At 57.1% G+C, this 17,897-nt stretch carries 13 protein-coding genes; 5 read left to right on the forward strand and 8 right to left on the reverse strand.

The features are described 5' to 3' along the window. Positions 1-53 precede the first annotated feature (53 nt). The gene (locus tag FHT71_RS12935; RefSeq protein WP_246717990.1) at positions 54-518 is read right to left on the reverse strand and encodes a chemotaxis protein CheW; all 465 of its coding nucleotides are present in this window, start codon (positions 516-518) and stop codon (positions 54-56) included. Next, on the reverse strand, positions 518-2,554 hold the full coding sequence (locus FHT71_RS12940; RefSeq protein ID WP_183719931.1) for a methyl-accepting chemotaxis protein: 2,037 nt from the start codon (positions 2,552-2,554) through the stop codon (positions 518-520). The genes FHT71_RS12935 and FHT71_RS12940 overlap by 1 nt, the downstream gene beginning before the upstream one ends. A 626-nt stretch (positions 2,555-3,180) precedes the next feature. On the opposite strand from FHT71_RS12940, the gene FHT71_RS12945 reads away from it, so the two are divergent. Further along, complete coding sequence (locus tag FHT71_RS12945) at positions 3,181-4,458, forward strand: DUF3422 family protein (protein ID WP_183720341.1); 1,278 nt, start codon at positions 3,181-3,183, stop codon at positions 4,456-4,458. A 148-nt stretch (positions 4,459-4,606) separates the two neighbouring features. On the opposite strand, the gene FHT71_RS12950 is transcribed toward FHT71_RS12945, so the two are convergent. From FHT71_RS12950 to hisD, 4 genes are all read right to left on the reverse strand, one after another. After that, a complete protein-coding gene (locus FHT71_RS12950; protein ID WP_183719934.1) occupies positions 4,607-5,545 on the reverse strand; it encodes an AraC family transcriptional regulator in 939 nt (312 codons plus the stop codon). 80 nt (positions 5,546-5,625) lie between these two features. Continuing rightward, complete coding sequence (locus tag FHT71_RS32335; protein ID WP_348649302.1) at positions 5,626-6,846, reverse strand: VOC family protein; 1,221 nt, start codon at positions 6,844-6,846, stop codon at positions 5,626-5,628. 231 nt (positions 6,847-7,077) lie between these two features. After that, positions 7,078-8,910, reverse strand: a complete 1,833-nt coding sequence (locus FHT71_RS12960; RefSeq protein ID WP_210294159.1) for a thiamine pyrophosphate-binding protein — start codon at positions 8,908-8,910, stop codon at positions 7,078-7,080. Beyond that, positions 8,907-10,247, reverse strand: coding sequence for a histidinol dehydrogenase (gene hisD / locus FHT71_RS12965; protein WP_183720349.1), 1,341 nt, complete (start codon positions 10,245-10,247; stop codon positions 8,907-8,909). The genes FHT71_RS12960 and hisD overlap by 4 nt, the downstream gene beginning before the upstream one ends. A 172-nt stretch (positions 10,248-10,419) precedes the next feature. Here hisD and FHT71_RS12970 point away from each other — a divergent pair, with 172 nt between their 5' ends. Beyond that, positions 10,420-11,235 carry a helix-turn-helix transcriptional regulator gene (locus tag FHT71_RS12970; protein WP_183719937.1) on the forward strand — a complete coding sequence of 272 codons (816 nt, stop codon included), beginning with the start codon at positions 10,420-10,422 and terminating at the stop codon, positions 11,233-11,235. On the opposite strand, the gene FHT71_RS12975 is transcribed toward FHT71_RS12970, so the two are convergent. Beyond that, entirely contained in the window at positions 11,232-12,737 is a 1,506-nt protein-coding gene (locus FHT71_RS12975) for a GMC family oxidoreductase (RefSeq protein WP_246717991.1), read from the reverse strand. The two genes, FHT71_RS12970 and FHT71_RS12975, sit on opposite strands and share 4 nt — an antisense overlap. A gap of 351 nt (positions 12,738-13,088) precedes the next feature. On the opposite strand from FHT71_RS12975, the gene FHT71_RS12980 reads away from it, so the two are divergent. After that, entirely contained in the window at positions 13,089-14,258 is a 1,170-nt protein-coding gene (locus FHT71_RS12980) for a Gfo/Idh/MocA family oxidoreductase (RefSeq protein ID WP_183719943.1), read from the forward strand. Between the two features lie 409 nt (positions 14,259-14,667). On the opposite strand, the gene FHT71_RS12985 is transcribed toward FHT71_RS12980, so the two are convergent. Then, the gene (locus FHT71_RS12985) at positions 14,668-15,615 is read right to left on the reverse strand and encodes a LysR family transcriptional regulator (protein WP_183719945.1); all 948 of its coding nucleotides are present in this window, start codon (positions 15,613-15,615) and stop codon (positions 14,668-14,670) included. Positions 15,616-15,732: 117 nt separating this feature from the next. On the opposite strand from FHT71_RS12985, the gene FHT71_RS12990 reads away from it, so the two are divergent. Next, positions 15,733-16,164 carry a DoxX family protein gene (locus FHT71_RS12990; RefSeq protein WP_183719948.1) on the forward strand — a complete coding sequence of 144 codons (432 nt, stop codon included), beginning with the start codon at positions 15,733-15,735 and terminating at the stop codon, positions 16,162-16,164. A gap of 724 nt (positions 16,165-16,888) precedes the next feature. Then, positions 16,889-17,887 (forward strand): ABC transporter permease, encoded by a 999-nt coding sequence (locus tag FHT71_RS12995; RefSeq protein ID WP_183719951.1) that lies wholly within the window; start codon positions 16,889-16,891, stop codon positions 17,885-17,887. Positions 17,888-17,897: the final 10 nt, after the last annotated feature.

The following is a 17,897-nucleotide window of genomic DNA, read 5'->3' on the forward strand; positions in this document are numbered from 1 at the left end:
AAATGCTCCGCGGCCCTCAGGAGAGGCCGCAGAGCAAAAGTGGCAAAATTCTGCTAGGCAACTGCGATCCGGTTATCGATGCTGGCAAGCATGTGATCGAGATTAAGGAAGCAGACCATGCCCGATTCGAGTGGGATGATGCCGTAGGAGAAGGCGGGATCGAAGGTTGCGCCCAAGTCGGGAACCGGTTGGATGCGCTCGCCGCTGATCGACAAGATATCTGAGACTTGATCAACAACCAGGCCGATGATGCCATCTCCCACTTCCACGACGACAATGGCGCTGCGGCTGGTGTCGAGGGTGCTCGTTACCCTGAGCTTGGCCGCAAGGTCGATCACCGGAATGACAGAACCGCGCAGATTCATAACGCCCAGCACATGCGGTGGGGCGTGGGGCAGCGGTGTTGCCGCTGCCCATCCCCGGATTTCCCGGATCGACGTCGTCTTAAGGCAGAACTGTTGGTGGCCAAGATGGAAGGCGATGATTTCCTGCGTTGCACTGTTGATCGCGCCGTCCATCAAAACTCTTCCCATTCACTGGTTGCGACAGCGGCTGCAGTGCGTCCGCCGAAGGCGCCGGCAAGCTTTTGGGTCAGGGCGCGCGCTGGCGAGGCGACCGGCTTACCGTCGCGGTGGGCAACACGCGGTGCAGAAGCCGGACCGCCGAGCCTGAAGCGCGCAATGAGCTGCGCCAGATTGGAAGCCTCATCCGCCAACCGGTTGGTGGCCGCCGTCGATTCTTCCACCATCGCCGCATTCTGCTGGGTTGTCTGATCCATCTGGTTGACCGCGGTGCTAACTTCCGCCAGCCCGGTCGACTGCTCACGTGCTGCCGTCGCAATCGAGTGCACGTGCTCATTCACCTTAATGACATGGTCCTGGATCAGCCCGAGGGCGTCGCCCGTCGCTGTTACCAGCTTGACGCCGGTGTTAACCTCATCACCTGACCTGTTGATTAGCGCCTTGATGTCCTTGGCTGCGGTGGCCGAGCGTTGTGCCAGTTCACGCACCTCTTGTGCGACAACGGCAAATCCTTTTCCGGCGTCGCCGGCACGAGCCGCCTCGACACCCGCGTTGAGCGCCAGAAGGTTGGTCTGGAAGGCGATCTCGTCGATGACGTTGATGATCTGGCCGATTTCACCTGATGCCTGCTCGATCCGCCCCATGGCAGCCACGGCGTCCTTGACGACGGCACTGGACTGCTCGGTGCTTCTGCGGGCTTCATCGACCATATGGCTGGCTTCCGTCGCCCGTTCGGTCGAGCTCTTTACCGCAACAGTGATTTCCTCAAGTGCGGAAGAGGTCTCCTCCAGAGCCGCGGCTTGCTGTTCCGTGCGCTTCGACAGATCGCCGGAGGCGATACGCATCTCGCCAGCCCCGCCATTGATCGTGTCAATCGCCGAACGAACCTCGCCCAATAGGGACCGAAGATTGGCCATGGTGGCGTTGACGTTATTCTTCAGCTCGCCAAAGACTCCCTGGAATTCGCCGCGCATGTTTTCCGTCAGATCACCATCGGCAAGCGCTGAGATAACGCGGCGAGTTTCCGCAATACCGCGGTCGACGGAGGTCACCAGCTCGTTGACGCTTGCTGCAAACCGGTCGAGATCAGCATTGTCGTAGCGTTTGGTGATGCGCCGTGTGAAATCGCCGGCGACCGCCGCCGATACTACTTCGCCGATGCTCGACTGCAGGTCGACACTCTTGGCCTGCAACGCCGCTTCCTCGGCGTTCATGTCGCGAACCTTGATGGCGTTCTGCTTGAACACTTCCACGGCCCGAGCCATCTCACCGATCTCATCACGACGATCAGCAAAAGGGACTTTCGTGTCGAGATTCCCCTGCGCAAGAACGGTCATGCTCGCCCCGATTTGGCCGATCGGTCTTGCGATCGCGCGAGCACCGAAAATTGCAGCAGCGATCAGCGCGATAATCGTGACCAGACCGGCGCCGAGATTGAGGCGCAAAGCCAACGCCGAGGCAGTGGTCGCATCTTTCTCCGCCTGGACCGTTGTCGATTTCAACGATTCCACGCCTTCGTCGAGCAGATTTGCTGCTTCGGTCGCGGCGACGAGCAGTTTCTCCATAACTGACGCTTCGCTTGCCTTCAGAGCAGGATCTTCGGCGCTAGCTTGCACCTTAGCTGCCATGATCTTCGTCATTTCCTGGCTCAGGGAGAAGTAGGTCTCGACCAAAGTCTTGACGTTGGCTAGCCGCTCTCTCTCATCATGGGATTGCATCCCGTTTAAGGTTACGTCCAGAAACTTGCTCGCAGTCTCATGACGTTCCGCGATGCTCGAGCTGGCTTTTGCAATGCCCTCTGCGGACGTACTCAGGCGTAAGTCACGTACACCGATCTGCATCCCGCGCACTGCTGCTTTAGCCTCGACCATCTCACGTGATATGAGCAGCATGTCTCTTTGATATGCCGTACGCTCATGAACGTAGGCGCTGCCTTGCCAGACAGTGACGATCATGACAGTTACGAGGAGAATGCCGAGCACAGAAAGCATTGCTAGTTTAGTACTGATGCGCGAGAAGATGCTTGGAGGCATTAATCAATGTCCTAGATTATTGCGCATGGGGTCTTCATTACCCAATTGCGCGTTTTAATAGTCGGGTCACTGTCATCTGACCGCCAATTCATGCGCCCCGCGTCTTTGCTCGTCTTCGATTCTCAAAAATAAGAGAGCTAGCGCAGTACGTATGGTCGACTAGCGCGGTATTAACTTAACAAAGTACTTACCGCTCCGAAGCTGCAGTTTTTAATCGCGCATCTTGGACGAAGAGGCACTTAAAACGGATGAGAGAAACTCGCTTTGACAAAAAAGGGGGCCGCGAATTCAACGTCGCACACGCACTTGTCGAGGGCGTATCAGGGCCAAAAAGGTTCTGGCCGACAGCGGTTTCGATGCCTCTACAGACGATACCGGATGAAAAATATGTTCGTCAGTATCAAGGACTGGAGCCGTGTCGCGACCTGATACGATCGATGCGCCCCACCTTGCTTCTCCGCAATCCTGTCGCCGCCACAGGCTGCTTCTATTTCAATTGGTGAGCTCAGCACCAAGCAAGCTCGCAGTGGGATTTGCTCGTGCGTGTAATCGCGGCTTGTCGTGACATCGGCTTTCGTCAGAGCATGAAAGTTGCTATGTCAGTGGAAATATATGGTGGAGGAAAAATGGACGGATTTCGACTCCTTACATCGCCTGAGCGCGCTCGGGCGCTCAACGAGATCCACGCTAGGCCGTATCTGCTGGTCGAAACCCCACGAGTCATTATTCAGCTCGCATTCCGAAGAGACAAAGGTGATGCGGTGGATCGCGCGTGCATCGCCTCCGTTAGTCATTCCTTCGACGAAACCGCACCCGGACCCGATGCAAACCACTATGCTGCAACAAATGGCAAAGGCTCTTTACGGTGGGAGAGGCATACTGAATTTTCCACTTACTTCTGGGATACGCTGACGACGGAAACCTTTGGGGGACATATATCGTATCTGCCGTTTGACGAGGGGGCCATGCCGGGAGTCTTCATTTCCGGAATTCGGCTAGAGTTACGGGCAGGGGACCTGCCCATCGAGGAAGCGCTTACCTACTTCGATCCTCAGAGTTTGTGCTACAGCCAGGTCAAGGCGAACCAGGCGACGATCCTGACTGATTTTCGTCAGGATGAAGATGGGCTCACCCGGATTCTCGTGATTGATCATTGTCTCACGAGCGCGGGCCGAGGGGCTCTGGTTCAGCGTCTCCTTGACATCGAGACATATCGCACCTTCGCCATGCTCGGTTTACCTGTCGCACTTGCGGCTTCTCCGGCAATTGCAAAGATCGAGGACCGTTTCACAGCAATCACACAACGCATGAACAGCCATGCCAGAGACGAGGCCGATGAACTCCTTGTGGAGATGACGCACCTCGCCGCAGAATTGGAGGCAAGTGCCGCTTCCTGCCTCTATCGCTTCGGCGCAAGCCGCGCCTATTACGACATTGTCCAAGAACGAATCAAGGTGTTGGGCGAGGCGCCGATTTCGGGATACGAAACATTTGGCTCGTTTCTAGAGCGCAGGCTTGCCCCGGCCATGAGGACGTGCAGATCGGTGGAGAGCCGCCAAGCGGAGTTGTCGCGAAAGCTGGCGCGCGCGACAGGACTTCTTCGCAGTTGGATTGAGGTCGAACTCGAACGGCTGAACACAACCCTTCTCAATTCGATGGACCAGCGAGCGCGACTACAACTTCGCTTGCAACAAACCGTGGAGGGTCTCTCCGTAGCGGCGATTTCCTATTACGTAGTCGGCCTCTTCGGCTATGTCGCGAAGGCAACACATGAGGTCTTCCACATCGAGGCGGAAACAATGACCGCGTCTGCCGTGCCAGTAGCCTTAACAGGCGTTTGGATGATTGTTCGCAGCATTCGTCGCTCCCATTCAGATCACGAGATCGCTGAGAAAAATAGGTAGCGCGGTGGTAATTGACCCATCATTTCTAGACGCGCCACGTGAAAAATTCACGGTTCTGCCATTGAAAGTTCCCTTAGGGAATTGCATCAGCGGCCATGAGGTCTCCGAAAGCCAGTCGCGGCGGGGCATAGGCGTTTGGGCTAGACTGCTAGCGCCTCAACGTATGTGACGGCGGGCAACCGAAGCGCTTTCTGTATTCGGCTGCAAAACGACCCAGATGCCGAAAACCCCAGTTTGTAGCGATTTCTGCAACTCTTCGTTCGGTCGGACCGTCGAGCAGATCATGATGAACCGCGGCCATCCGCATTTCCTGCAGATAGGCCATTGGGCTAGTGTTTCTAAAATGGCGGAACCCCTGTTGCAGGGTTCGGACGCTGACCTTGGCCGCGTTCGCAATATCGATAAGCGATATTGGCTCGGCAATATGCTCCTGCATGTACTCGATAGCCCACCTTATCTGACGTGGAGCCGGGGCAGGAGCAGATTGCGCTAGCTCGTTTGAATAGCGATGCTGACAATTTTCGAGGATGAGGTAGGTCACCGCGTCACAAAGAGAGGCCAGTGCCAACGGCGATTGGCGTAACGAGGCGCCCTCGCGAAGACCGCGATACAGCTGACCGCTCAGATCCACTACGGAACGCCCCAGATCCGACGTCAAATCGAAATGGGGACGGATGTCGATCCTTCCCGTGATGCTCCGACCAAGCATATGGCTAAGGTGACCGGCAATTTTCGCCTTATCGATGAGCAAACTCAGGTGACGCCGCATGCCGGATATGCGGCCACCGTTGCTGGGGTCCCCTTCCAGAATGGTACCCTGCCCAGGTGCAGAATGTATGGGATTCCGAGGGAAGTCGAAGACTAGATCGCCTTGCCGCGGCAGAAAAATGATCATCTTGTCGCCGGGCGCCTCCCGCTGAACGAGAAGCGATCCATCATAAGCGCAATCGGCTATGGATATTGGCCCAGCTGATAGAAAGTTGCAGCGGAATGCAACGGGGCTGCGATCGAGCGGCTCGACCTTGATGGGCGAATTAGGCGTCGACAGTAGTCCCGAGAGTTCATCCGGATCTGTTCCTATCAGCATAGCTTCTCCTCCATTATATCCATCCTTCTGTGACGGCATCTCCAAGGAATTCTTCTTGGCCGCGCGAACTAATGATATTTTCACACCTCGTGATCTCCCACGCTCAGACGGGCGATTGCAGCGTACTGATGCCCACGCAAGGAGAGTTCCATGAGTTCGATCCGGTTCCCTTCGGGGTCTCTGACCCAGGACTGTCGGTTGCCGTCGCGTCCACGCGTGATTGCAGCTCCTTGGACTTCGAAGATACCTGAGAGATCCTCCCGCCAGAGGCACATGGTAGCTCCTCGGCAACGAAGACTTTCCACTGTCTGGTCGAGGTCTGCCACGTCCAGGCAAAGATGCTGCCAACCTCTGGCATCGGGAGACGGAGTTTCTAAGCCCAGAGCGCCTGGAAAGAGTTCGAGATACTGTCTGTCGTTAATCCTCATGTAGACAAGAAAAACGCTTCCGTTGTCGTTGTGCAGCCGGAACATTTCCTTGAAACCCATTATGCCGCTGTAGAAGTCCAGCTGTGCCTGGAGGTCAACGACTTTGAGTGCAAAATGAGTGACGCCTTCGAACATGAAGCCGTGTCGCAGGGAGGCAACGCGATCGTAGCCGATTTTCCAACGCGCCAGTGAAAGCGCACTATCAGCGGCTGCGACCCGGGTCGACAACCGCGGCATCTTGTTGATGTACCTGAACATCTTGGACAGATCGGTATTGCCCCAGCCCAGCACTTCCAACTTCCCCGTGCCTTGATCGAAGTCACTTATATGAGCCGAAACTATTCTTCCGCGGTGAGCGCACAGCCATTGTTCGGGATCATGGCCACTTCGTAGGATCTCTCCCAGGTCGATCTGCCAGTCCACCCCGGTCGCATGGCTAAGTAAAATTTCCATCGGCGTCGGGCCGTAAGCCCAAGCCGTTGTTTCGCCGCTTTGATTCCTCCACGCGATCCTCAGGCCAAGTCGCCTTACGTCGGCCTCGATCTTGTTCAGACGATAGGCAAGCTTTCGCCAACCCTGAATGGTTGTCGGTCTTTCCTCATCACGTGGCCGCGAAACGATGATCGTATGAATGCCAAGGGTCGCACAGATCTCTTTGAGCGAGCCTGGATTCGATTGGACCTCAGACATCTCGAAGTGCGCTTGCGGCATGTGCAAACCCGACCTTCTGAGTTCATTCGTGAGCATGGATGGATTGACAAAGGATTCGGCCTGTCCTTCGACACCATCGAAACCTGCGGCAGCAATCTTGTCGAGGGTCGAAGCCAGAGATTGCTGGTCTTCAGTCGAGGTGAGTGTAGCAAGAACAGACACAGTTAGGTCCTGAAAAGGTTCCAATCCAACGCCGCATGCGCAAAAGTGAGGCCCTGGCGTGAGGTAGGCAGCGCGATCTCACCGGCATGCCGAAAGCAGACCTCGTCCTCGATGAGGACCTTGGCGGCGACACTGCAGACGATAGAAAACGGACGCCCGCCGGATACGCGGACGCCCTTCACATGTTTGGAGAGAGGTCGCTCAGACCACGCCTCGTGAGATGCGGCCTGATTAGAAGCCGCGGCCCTTCACGTATTTGGCGCGGAGGTCGCCGAGGTACGCAGGCACGGTTATGTCCCACCAGCCAGTGACGTGCATGTTCGAGTACGGGCGTTCGATCGCGCAGATCGCATCGATCAAGTACGGCTTGCCAGATGCGAGTGCTCGTTTGATTGCCGGACCGATTTCGGCCGGATCGGTGACCCGTTCTGCCTCACATCCGAGAGACTTTGCAACGCCTGCCGCATCGGCCATCCAAGGTTCGCCGTCTGGCGTCTTGAAGTGCGTGATGATCTCGCGATCTTCACCGAACATGTTGAGCTGCAGGTTGCGGATCGCGCCCCAACCGCCGTTGTTGATAACGAGGAAGATCGCTGCCGTACCCAGCATTGCGGCGGTGGCGAGTTCTGTACCGGTCTGAAGGAAAGCGCCGTCACCGAAGATCGCGCACACCGGCACCTCCGGTTTCCCGAGCTTCGCGCCGATGGCCGCTGGCAAGGCAAAGCCGATGCCGGACATGCCGCCGGGCGTGATGTGCTGCCGCGGGCCGTAGACCGGAAACTCGTTGAACACTTGGTTCTGCGGGTTCGAGCTGTCGGTCACCACGATCGTGTTTCTTGGAAGGGCCTTGCGGGCCTCGACAAGGACCTGCGACGCAGTCATCGGCTGGACGTTGGCGGTGCGAAGCGGGCGGAGGAACTCTTCCCACTCTACCTTGCGTTCGAGTAGCTCCTTGAACTGTGCGGTCTCCTTGTACGCGCGCGGCTTGCCCTTCTGCTTGAGGGCCGCGAGGATTTCCGTCAGGACCGCCTTTGCGTCGCCGATAATACCTACTTCCACCGGATAGTTCTTGCCGATTTCGAAGCCATCGAGATCGACCTGGATAAGCTTCGTCTTAGGAATGTCGAACGTTACGCCGGGTTGGTAGGACGACGTGATGCGGTCCGAGAAACGGCACCCGATCGCGAGGATCACATCGGCAGAACGTGTCATCGCATTTCCCGGGATCGATCCAAGGTCACCGCAAGCACATGCAAACAGCTCATGATCCTCAGGGAACGAACCCTTGCCCATGAAGGATGTCGTAACCGGAGATCCGAGGAACTCGGCGATTTCCTTGAGGAGGTCGGTTGCTTCGGACGTGATCACGCCGCCGCCAGCGAGAATAACCGGACGCTCAGCCGAGAGCAGGAGGCTCACCGCTTCAGAGATGTATGCCGGATCACCGTATGCCTTAGCGGCAGTGCGGCGCTTCTTTCCGTCCTTGATTACAACCTTGCCGGATTCGGCCTGGACGTCCTGTGGAACGTTCACGAGAACCGGACCCATGCGGCCTTCAAGCATCGAATTGAATGCCTGCTCCATCATGTTCGGAATCTGCTCGACATGGCTTGGGTTAAACCAGCGCTTTACAACCGGCTCTGCCATGCGCGGGAAATTGTCGGAGTGGGGACGGTCGATTTCCTGCAGGACACCGCGGCCCATCATATACGTATGGACGCCGCCGGTGATAATCAGCTGGGGGAGGGAGTCGGCATAAGCCGTCGCGATGCCAGTGAGGGTGTTTGTGGCACCCGGTCCAATTGAAGTGACGACCGCGGCGACCTTGCCCGAGGAGCGGTAGTAACCGTCGGCCATATGCGAAGCGTTCTGCTCGTGCATAGCCGGAAGAAGGTTGATCTCATCTGTGCGATCAACGAACGCATCCATAAGGGCGGTATCGCCGTGACCCGGAATACCGAACACATGGGTAACGCCTTCCCGGATGAGGTGATCAACGATGATCTGTCCCCCGGTCATTTCCTGGGCGATTTGATCCCCTTCGACTTTCTTATCGATTTTCATTTCGTTACCTCCAGTGCTTTCTCTGCTAGGCCGGGCTCAACGGCGGTTGCATATTCTACATTTCGCTTGCCGTAGCGACGAACGCGAACATTCGCTTGCTCGGCATGACCTACAAATCCCTCCATCATGCACAGGCGGGAAGCGTATTCTCCGACTAATGCGGAAGCTTCGTCGGTCAGTATCCTCTGATAGGTGCAGGTTTTGAGGAATTTCCCTACCCATAGTCCACCAGTATAACGCGCCGCACGCATCGTGGGCAGCGTATGGTTCGTGCCGATTACCTTGTCGCCATAGGCGACAGTCGTCCTCGCTCCGAGGAAGAGCGCGCCGTAGTTCTTGAGGTTGTCAAGGAACCACTGGTCGTCACTCGTCATCACCTGGACGTGCTCGGAAGCCACACGATCGGCTTCGGAAAGCATCTCCTCACGGGTCTCGCACAGGATGATCTCGCCGTAGTTCTGCCAAGCCTCTCCGGCGATCTTCGCCGTGGGGAGGATCTTCAGCAGGCGCTCGATCTCTGCGAGCGTATCGTTGGCGACCTTTTCGGAGTTCGTGATGAGTACCGCAGGCGAGTTCGTGCCGTGCTCGGCTTGACCAAGGAGGTCGGTCGCCACAAGCTCACCGTCTACGGTGTCGTCGGCCACTATCAATACCTCGGTCGGACCTGCGAAGAGGTCGATGCCGACACGACCAAAGAGGAGGCGCTTGGCTTCGGCGACGTATGCATTGCCTGGACCGGCGAGGATGCTAACAGGCTGGATGGTCTCCGTACCAACCGCCATAGCGGCAACAGCCTGCACTCCGCCGAGTGCGTAGATCTCATCAGCACCCGCGAGGTGCTGCGCGGCAACGATGAGCGGCGCGGGAGTGCCCTTGAACGGCGGCGCACAGGTGATGACGCGGTCGCACCCGGCTACCTTCGCGGTCAGCACGGTCATATGGGCCGAGGCAAGAAGGGGATACTTGCCGCCGGGGACATAGCATCCGACGCTGTCAACTGGCACTTGCTTGTGACCCAGAATCACGCCTGGAAGCGTCTCGACTTCCAAGTCAGTCATGGTGTTGAGCTGTGCTCTTGCAAAGTTGCGAACCTGTTCTTGGGCAAACTCTATATCATCGCGCTCTTGTCGCGAGATGCCGTTCACGCAGGCATCGATTTCCGCCTTGGTTAGGCGATAGTTCTCGCGATCAAGACCGTCGAATCGCACCGCGAGCTTTCGGATAGCTTCATCGCCTCCGGACTCGATCTCGGCGATCAGTTCCTGGACGGTTTTCGTTATGGCTTCGTCGTGGAAGTTGGCCGCCTCGGCTAGCGGGCGTTTAATATGTCTGATCATCGCATAATCCTGCTCTTCATCCGAGTTTCCCGCCGTTTTCGGCAGAACCGCCCTGGCGCCTCGTGATCGCAAAACACTGGTGCAAGGACGTGGCGCGGGCAATTTCGCAAGGACTTGATACTTGGCGCAAACTGACGCATGTTGCATAGAGCATGAGGCATTAGGTGCAATCTTGAGCAATGACGTAAATGAGCCTGCTCAGGCTCACAATTTTGGATCAAATCTGCGTTTCCTGTGTGAACGGCAGGGCACGGTCTCCAACATCTGTCGCAAGATCAAAATCAACCGGCAGCAGTTCAATAAATACCTGTCGGGCCTTCACCTTCCATCGGTTCAGAACCAAAGGCTAATCGCCAACTTCTTCGGGCTGAGCAAAGCTATAATGTTCGCGGATCCCGAAGAATTCAGGACGTTGATGGAAGGCAATTACTTCTACGCGATCGACGCTCTCCGGAACTCCAAGAGGATGATACCGTTCCTCGATACGCTCCTGATCGACGAGAAGGCGTCGGGCGACCAGTACGTTGGGGTATATGACCGCTATCAATATTCCAGCATCTACAAGGGCAAGATCCTGCGGTCGGCTTACTGTATTTATCGAAACCGCGATTTTCTCCAGCACTATTACATAGAACGGTTTCCGAGCTTGGAGAATTCAGACAAAATTGAGTACGTTTTTAAATATCACGGTTTTACGGTGCCTCTCGGTGGGCGGCTTTTCTCGCTCGACTTCGAAGCAGTCCAGAAGAACGAGATGACGTTTGGCATTTACGCGCCAGTTCAGCGCAGTTCCAGGAGCTTCTTGATGGGGATCACCAGCGGTATCGCGGAGACAATGCTGCGCCCCCCATACTCGACGAAAGTCGCCATGCACTTTCGTGGCCCAGGCCTCCTCAAGAAGGAGAACCTAGAACGGGTGACGACGCTGGAGACGGGGGATCGATCGATTCCCACTGAGGTCCAGCAATATTTTAATAGTGTTGACTAGCCCGCCTTTAGATCTGTCGCCAGAATATGCTCCGACGCTCGAATGGCTTGCGCCGCGATTGTCAGTGCGGGATTGACGGCTGCTGAAGACGGGAAGAACGAAGCGTCGATCACAAAAAGATTGCTGTGGTCCCAAGAGCGACAGTACTGATCCAGAGCCGACGCTGCCGGATCGCTTCCCATCCGCACTGTACCACATTGGTGGCCGGTTGCGTGTGCTACGAGCGACTTCGTCACTACTATGGGGTAGCCTGACCGCTGCAAGGCCTTCTTCATTCGTTTTACCAGCTGGAGATGGCCTTCCATATTATTTAACGTTACCGAAAGCTTTATTGTGTCGCCGTCCAAGGTGACGCGATTATTCGGATCGGGGAGATCCTCCGAAAGCGCGATCCAGTCCATTCCGTGACGCGCCATTTCATTGCCGATAAATCCGGGCAGGTATTTGACGTTAGCCGTTAGCATGCCGCCTTGTAGCTTACCTAGCATCTGCATGTGTCCCATCGGCCATCCGAATTTGTCGTCGCCGAAGTACCAGTCGTTGATCGCCAGCGTCTTTTGAAATCGCGTGGGATTCACCCTGTGCGACAATCCCATAAGTGCCGTCTGATTGTGCACCATGTAGTGTCTGCCGACTACTCCAGAGCTGTTCGCGACACCGTTCGGCGCAGCGCTGTTAGCTGACCGAAGTAGTAGGGCGGAACTGTTTACGGCGTTGCACGACACGATGAAGAGCGGAGCCGAGTAACGGACAGTCTCCCCGCGGTGCTCGACCTCGACAGCTTCGATGCGCTTTCCATCCGCCGAAAGAAGCAGACGCCTTGCTAGCGCGTTAGTCTTGAGGTCGACGCGCCCCGTCGCCAACGCAGGGTTCATGCCACAGGTTTCAGCGTCGTTTTTCTGCCCGATCTTGCAGGGGAAGCCGTCGCAAGTATTGCAAAGAATGCACGAGCCAGCGGCTCCGGAATTAACGCCGTTCGGCATTGCGGATGCTATGATGCCCTGTTCGGACAATTTTTCCGCTAACCTGGCGACGATCTTTTCAGAGGGCACTGGCGGGTAGGGGTATGGGGCGCTTCTGCGGGGCGCTGTCTTGTCGGCGCTGTCGTCTCCGTGGACCCTGAACAAGGCCTCGGCCTTTACATAGTAGGGTTCGAAGTCGTTGTAAGAGAGCGGCCAAGCTGGCGACAGACCGCCATGGTGTTGCAGCTCCTCGAAATCCCGCTCTCTCAATCTGAAAAGAGCCGCCCCGTAGAACTTGGTGGCTCCCCCAACGTTATAATACATGCCGGGATCAAAGGGCCGCCCGTTCTTGTCCAGCCAAGTGTCCCTGGCCTTGTATTTCTTTTGGAAGAAAACGGCGTCGACGCTCCAGTTATCCGCCTCGCGTGGAATGAAATCTCCCCGTTCCAAAACAAGAACCCGAACGCCCGCCTCTGCTAGCTTTCTCGCCGTGATGCTGCCGCCGACACCGCTGCCGATGATTATTGCGTCGTATTCCATTGCCATTCCGAATTTTTGATTGATTGCACTGCGTACGCGGCAACTCTATTTTGCGTTTCTAACACCGAGTTTGCGCCCCGAGAAGCGGGTTCAAGCGGGTATGCGTCAGAGTGCTTCATATATCGAATGTCTGCTGAAATAGTTCTGGGATGTGTTTCTGTCACCGTTGCCTTCCGTCATACTCCTAAAGCTCTGGGGAACACGCAGATTGCGTCAGACTGCGTCTCAAATCCGAGAGCATGCGAAGTTGACCCTGCCCCGGCGGGCGGTTGACCACTGAAACAATCGACGTCAGTGCGAGTTCGTTTGGAGGCGAAGCCTGACCAATTTCTACTGCTTGGAGGAAGACAGATGACAAGACTTCTTGATGATCTTGTAAAAAGAAAGAAGCTCAGGGCCGGTATGGTTGGCGGCGGGGCAGGCGCCTTCTTCGCCTCGATACATCGTGCGGCAATGCGCTTGTCAAACCGCTTCGAGCTCGTGGCTGGAGCTTTCTCCTCGAATCCGGAGCGCTGCCGGGAGGCGGGAGACGCGTTGGATATATCTTCCGACCGCGTGTACGCCTCTTTCCAGGAGATGGCGGAGAAAGAAGCTGCTCGGAGCGATCGGATCGACGCGGCTATCGTGGTGACGCCCAACCACCTCCACTTCAAGCCGTGCCGTCTGTTCCTCGAGGCAGGTATTCCGGTGATCTGCGACAAACCGCTCGTCAATTCATCTTGGGAAGCGCGCGAGCTTCAGCGCATCGCCGAGGAAACCGGGGTCTTCCTCGGCGTGACCTACACGTATACGGGATATCCAATGGTACGAGATGCAAGAGCCAGGATTTCTCGTGGAGAACTCGGCGACATCAAGTTCATGCACGTTGAATATCTACTTGAATGGCTCGCGGATCCCAATGCGCATATCGGCGCCGGTCGCGCTTGGCGCGGGGATCCAGCGAAGGCGGGCCCGACGGGAGCGTTGGGTGACATCGGAACACACGCGTTCAATATCCTCGAGTTTGTGTCCGGTCTCCGGTGCACTGCCTTGTCGGCGAAGTTGACCAGCCGGATCGCAGGGTGGGAACTCGATGATACCGATGTGCTTCAACTGGAGTTCGGCGACAAGGTCGATGGGCTTCTTTGGTCGAGCTTGGCATCGCCGGGTCATCGCAATGGTTTGCGTTTCAAGATCGTTGGCTCGCTGGGGACTATGGAGTGGCGGCAAGAGGCTCCCGAAACCCTCCACGTCTCGAGACTTGCTCACAGCGATCTCATCTACAGGCGAGGCCAGAAGGACATGACCCTTGAAGGCCTTGCAAGCGTCAGCCTCCCTGCGGGCAATCCCGAGGCATACCTCGAGGCCTTGGCTGTTTTATACACCGACTACGCACAAGCAATCGAAGCAGGTGCCGATTGGAAAAACGCTGCGCTAGCTCCTATTGCCGGGATCGAAGAGGGGCTGCGCGGCGTCCTACTTTCTGAGGTCAGTGTTGAATCAAACGCCCGCAGGTGCTGGCTTCCGTTTCCAACTTCATGATGACATTCGGTGGCCAGGGCCATCGGCAGCGGGAACGTTTGGCACTACGTGGTTAATGCCGCGGCTGGCCGTCTGACCCTAGCTTGGGAAACAGGCAACGCCTGGACGTCTCGGCGGGATGCTGATCAGCATCCCTGACGCGCCATCGGTGCCTGAATATCGACCTCACCGTTGGCCCTTGTCGATCGTGCCCGTTCTCCGGTCGTTACAGCTGGTTGAAACCTGGGCGAAAGTGATGCCACTCCAGTCAGTGTCTTCCGGGATCGCATGATGGACGGCCTCTTCGATCCGTCGCTTATGAACTTGACCCGTCCGGTCCTTGTAGCCCGGATCGTCGCTCGGCATGGCGAGAACGTGGAGATCGCCGGTGTGAGAGTCACCGCGGCATGCGTTGCTGCAAGGTTCCCTTCTACGTGGCCTCGGTGAAGCCGGATAAAAGGCCTTCCTCTCCATCTCCGCTGACGTTCGAAAGCCTTGCCTGAAGCTCTGAAGTTAGCCATCTCGCCGCCGGCCCCGGCGGGTTGGCGACGTTGCGGATCGCGTGGATCGGATATGCACCTTGGTCGAAAGGAGGAAACTGGAGACGGACGAGACGGTTGCCGGCGAGGTCATCCCTGACGAGGGCCGCCGGAAGTCCGCCCCAGCCCAGTCCGCCGCGGATAAACAGATGCTTCGTCGCATTGTCGCTGACCCGCCATGTCCTCAAAGAGAACACGTTAAAATCCCGGCCCTTCGTCAGTCCGGAGGCGTCGTACACCACAAGCTGGGTTTCGTCTCGCACATCGGCGAGAGTCAGTGGCCGGCGCAGCAACGCCAAGGGGTGGTCCGGTGCTGCGACCGGAACCATCATCGACTGGCCGATCCGTTCGAAAACGATCTGGTCATTTCGCGTCGTCATGGCGCCCCCGAAACCGACGACGGCCTTGCCGTTGATAACCGCATCCATGACTATCCCGAGCGTGCCGACCGTCACGTTCAGGGAGACCAAGGGATAGTGACTGCGGAAGGCATGCAAAACGTCGACAACGATATCAGACGGTACGATGGCGCTCATCGCGACATTGAGCTCTGCTTCCAGGCCGTCGCTCAGGGCCCGCACGCGAGCCCGCATTAGGTCGAGATCCCCCAGTAATCGGCGTGCATCCTCGAGGACTGATCGGCCGGCCTGCGTTAGCTGCGGCCGCTTGGTGCCGGAGCGGCTAAAGAGAACTACCTGCAACTGCGCTTCGAGATTGGCGATCGTATAGCTGATGACCGACTGCGTTCGGTTGAGCGTGCGGGAGGCGGCTGAAAAACTGCCTTTCTCTACCACGGTCAGAAATACCTCGAGTTGATCCAAGGTAGGACGGGGCTGCATGTCTCATCGATCCTATCGATAACTTTTCGCGAAGATATAACGGTTCACGCGATGAGTCTCCACCTTTATCTATTCGCATAGTCGCGACCGCGCGTCGCTATTGTTCAGGAGGTTCGAATGTCCAACACGACGACAATTTTGCCCGCATCCCGTCCAGGGAAACTGCTTCAAATCGGATTATGGACAGCCCAGATGTTGATCTTTGCCGCCTTCACCGCGTTCGGTGTCATGAAGTTTTTCATGCCGATCGATCAGCTGGCGGCGATGTGGGCATGGCCCGGTGAAGTTCCGGCGTGGTTTCTTCGTCTGATGGGCATAATCGATTTTGCGGGCGGGGTGGGCGTGCTGTTGCCGGCATTGACCCGCATCCAACCCCGTTTGACCGTGCTTGCCGCGCTTGGATGCGTTCTGCTGCAAATCTCCGCGATGATCTTTCATCTTTCCCGCGGGGAAGCGCCGGTCCTGCCGCTCAATGTCATCCTGCTTGCTCTGTCGGCGTTCATCCTATGGGGCCGCGGCAAGCGTGCGCCAATCGCACCGCGCGGATAGAGCGGCACCGGACCGATTCATGGCAGCCCGGAAACTGCAATCTGCAACTATGAAAGCAGGGTTCGGATCGTCTGCAAATGCCGGGGTCACAATGGTCGGGTTCACCCGTCGGTCCTTTGGCGCGGCAAAGCCGTAAAGAGAGCGGCTCGCGCGCGCCAAAGGGACTTTGTAAAGTCGGCGGCTGTGATCAATGCACCAACAAGCGCAACTCACTGATGGATGCGATGTTGATCCGACCGATCGGCGTATGATTAAAGTCGCATCCCCAGAGCAGGGAATATGGAAACACGTCTCCGGTCCTCCCACGAAAATAATGAAGGCTCGCGTCTGACATCACCGCGTTTCCCAATTCAGTCTCCGACACCTCGATCGGCCAGCACGATCGGGATATCGCAGGCGGCCGGTCTGGCGCTTCACGCATTCATCTCGGCCGTGAGACGACCGGCTTCCTCGCGGGGCCTGATGAAGCCGACCAGCAGCAGGGCTGGGTGCTCAGCGGTGCGCTCGGATCTGCTGCGTCTCATTCGGCGTGCCCCAGCAGCGAAGTAGCTTCGTCATTACGCCCTAAGCCTCTGACAAATCACGCAAAATCATAACATGCTTCAGTCTGCGTCACGAGTCGAGCTGTTGCGAAATTGTCATATTGTCGCATCTCGGCGATTCTGTGCAAATCCAACAGCATCCATGGCTGGGTGCACTTCAAAGTAAAACAGGGGAGGTGGATATGACAGTTGTCACCACAGTTCGGCCGGTAGCCGACAAATCGGGAGCCCTCCGTCGGTTCTTTTCGCCGCAGCACCCTGCTGTAGTCGTCCAGCGCGTGATGCTGCTAGTCTTGCTCGTCAGCATCATAGGGTTGGCGGTCGCTAATCCGAGCTTCCGTAATCCCGCGAACCTGCTTAACATCGTTCAGCAAGCTTCGATGGTTGGAATTGTCGCCTGCGGCATGCAGCTGATGATCATATCCGGCGGGTTCGACTTGTCGGTGGGAGCCACCGCGGCTGCGGCCGGGTGCCTTGCCGCAACGGTTTCACTGGCATTTGGCGTTCCCGCTGGGCTGCTTGCTGGTATGCTCCTCGGCCTCGCCATCGGCATCGGAAACGGCTGGCTTATAGCTAAAGTGGGTATGAATCCGTTCGTGTCCACCTTTGGTACTCAAGCCATCATTCTCGGGACGATGTACGCCTTGACCGAAGCTCGTCCTATCGCCCCGCTGCCGCGCGAGTGGCGAGAGCTTGGGTTCTTCCACATTGGTGGCCTCACCTTCCCAAGCATGGTCTTCATTGCAGTTGTTGTCGTCCTGGCAGCTGTGCTCCACTTCACCCGTTACGGCCAGCACGTCTATGCCGTGGGCAGCAATAAGGTCGGGACAAGCCGCGCTGGCGTGAACGTCGACCGCGTCCTCATCGCAACGTACGCCATCGGCGGTGTCACGGCTGCGATCGCTGGTCTTCTTCTAACCTCGATCGCGGGCATCGGCAGCCCTCAGGCGGGAACGACTTGGGCGCTCCTCTCGATCGCGGCGGTCGTTATCGGCGGCACCCCCCTGTCCGGCGGTCTGGGCGGCATCACGTCTGCCGTGATCGGTATCTTTGCCCTCACCATTTTGAACAATGCGATGACCCTCTACAGCATCTCCGCTTTCTGGCAGCCCGCCTTTATGGGAACGGGCGTGCTGCTAGCCGTAGGCTACGAAGCGGTGCGACGGGGACATAAATCCTAAGGCTTCACAA

Origin of the sequence: Rhizobium sp. BK060 (assembly GCF_014193145.1) — a bacterium.
In the GTDB taxonomy this organism is placed as follows: domain Bacteria; phylum Pseudomonadota; class Alphaproteobacteria; order Rhizobiales; family Rhizobiaceae; genus Rhizobium.

Coding starts and splice junctions, on each gene's coding strand:
- FHT71_RS12935 (WP_246717990.1), bottom strand. CDS start 518: ATGGACGGCGCGATCAACAGTGCAACGCAGGAAATCATCGCCTTCCAT.
- FHT71_RS12940 (WP_183719931.1), bottom strand. CDS start 2,554: ATGCCTCCAAGCATCTTCTCGCGCATCAGTACTAAACTAGCAATGCTT.
- FHT71_RS12945 (WP_183720341.1), top strand. CDS start 3,181: ATGGACGGATTTCGACTCCTTACATCGCCTGAGCGCGCTCGGGCGCTC.
- FHT71_RS12950 (WP_183719934.1), bottom strand. CDS start 5,545: ATGCTGATAGGAACAGATCCGGATGAACTCTCGGGACTACTGTCGACG.
- FHT71_RS12960 (WP_210294159.1), bottom strand. CDS start 8,910: ATGAAAATCGATAAGAAAGTCGAAGGGGATCAAATCGCCCAGGAAATG.
- hisD (WP_183720349.1), bottom strand. CDS start 10,247: ATGATCAGACATATTAAACGCCCGCTAGCCGAGGCGGCCAACTTCCAC.
- FHT71_RS12975 (WP_246717991.1), bottom strand. CDS start 12,737: ATGGAATACGACGCAATAATCATCGGCAGCGGTGTCGGCGGCAGCATC.
- FHT71_RS12980 (WP_183719943.1), top strand. CDS start 13,089: ATGACAAGACTTCTTGATGATCTTGTAAAAAGAAAGAAGCTCAGGGCC.
- FHT71_RS12985 (WP_183719945.1), bottom strand. CDS start 15,615: ATGCAGCCCCGTCCTACCTTGGATCAACTCGAGGTATTTCTGACCGTG.
- FHT71_RS12990 (WP_183719948.1), top strand. CDS start 15,733: ATGTCCAACACGACGACAATTTTGCCCGCATCCCGTCCAGGGAAACTG.
- FHT71_RS12995 (WP_183719951.1), top strand. CDS start 16,889: ATGACAGTTGTCACCACAGTTCGGCCGGTAGCCGACAAATCGGGAGCC.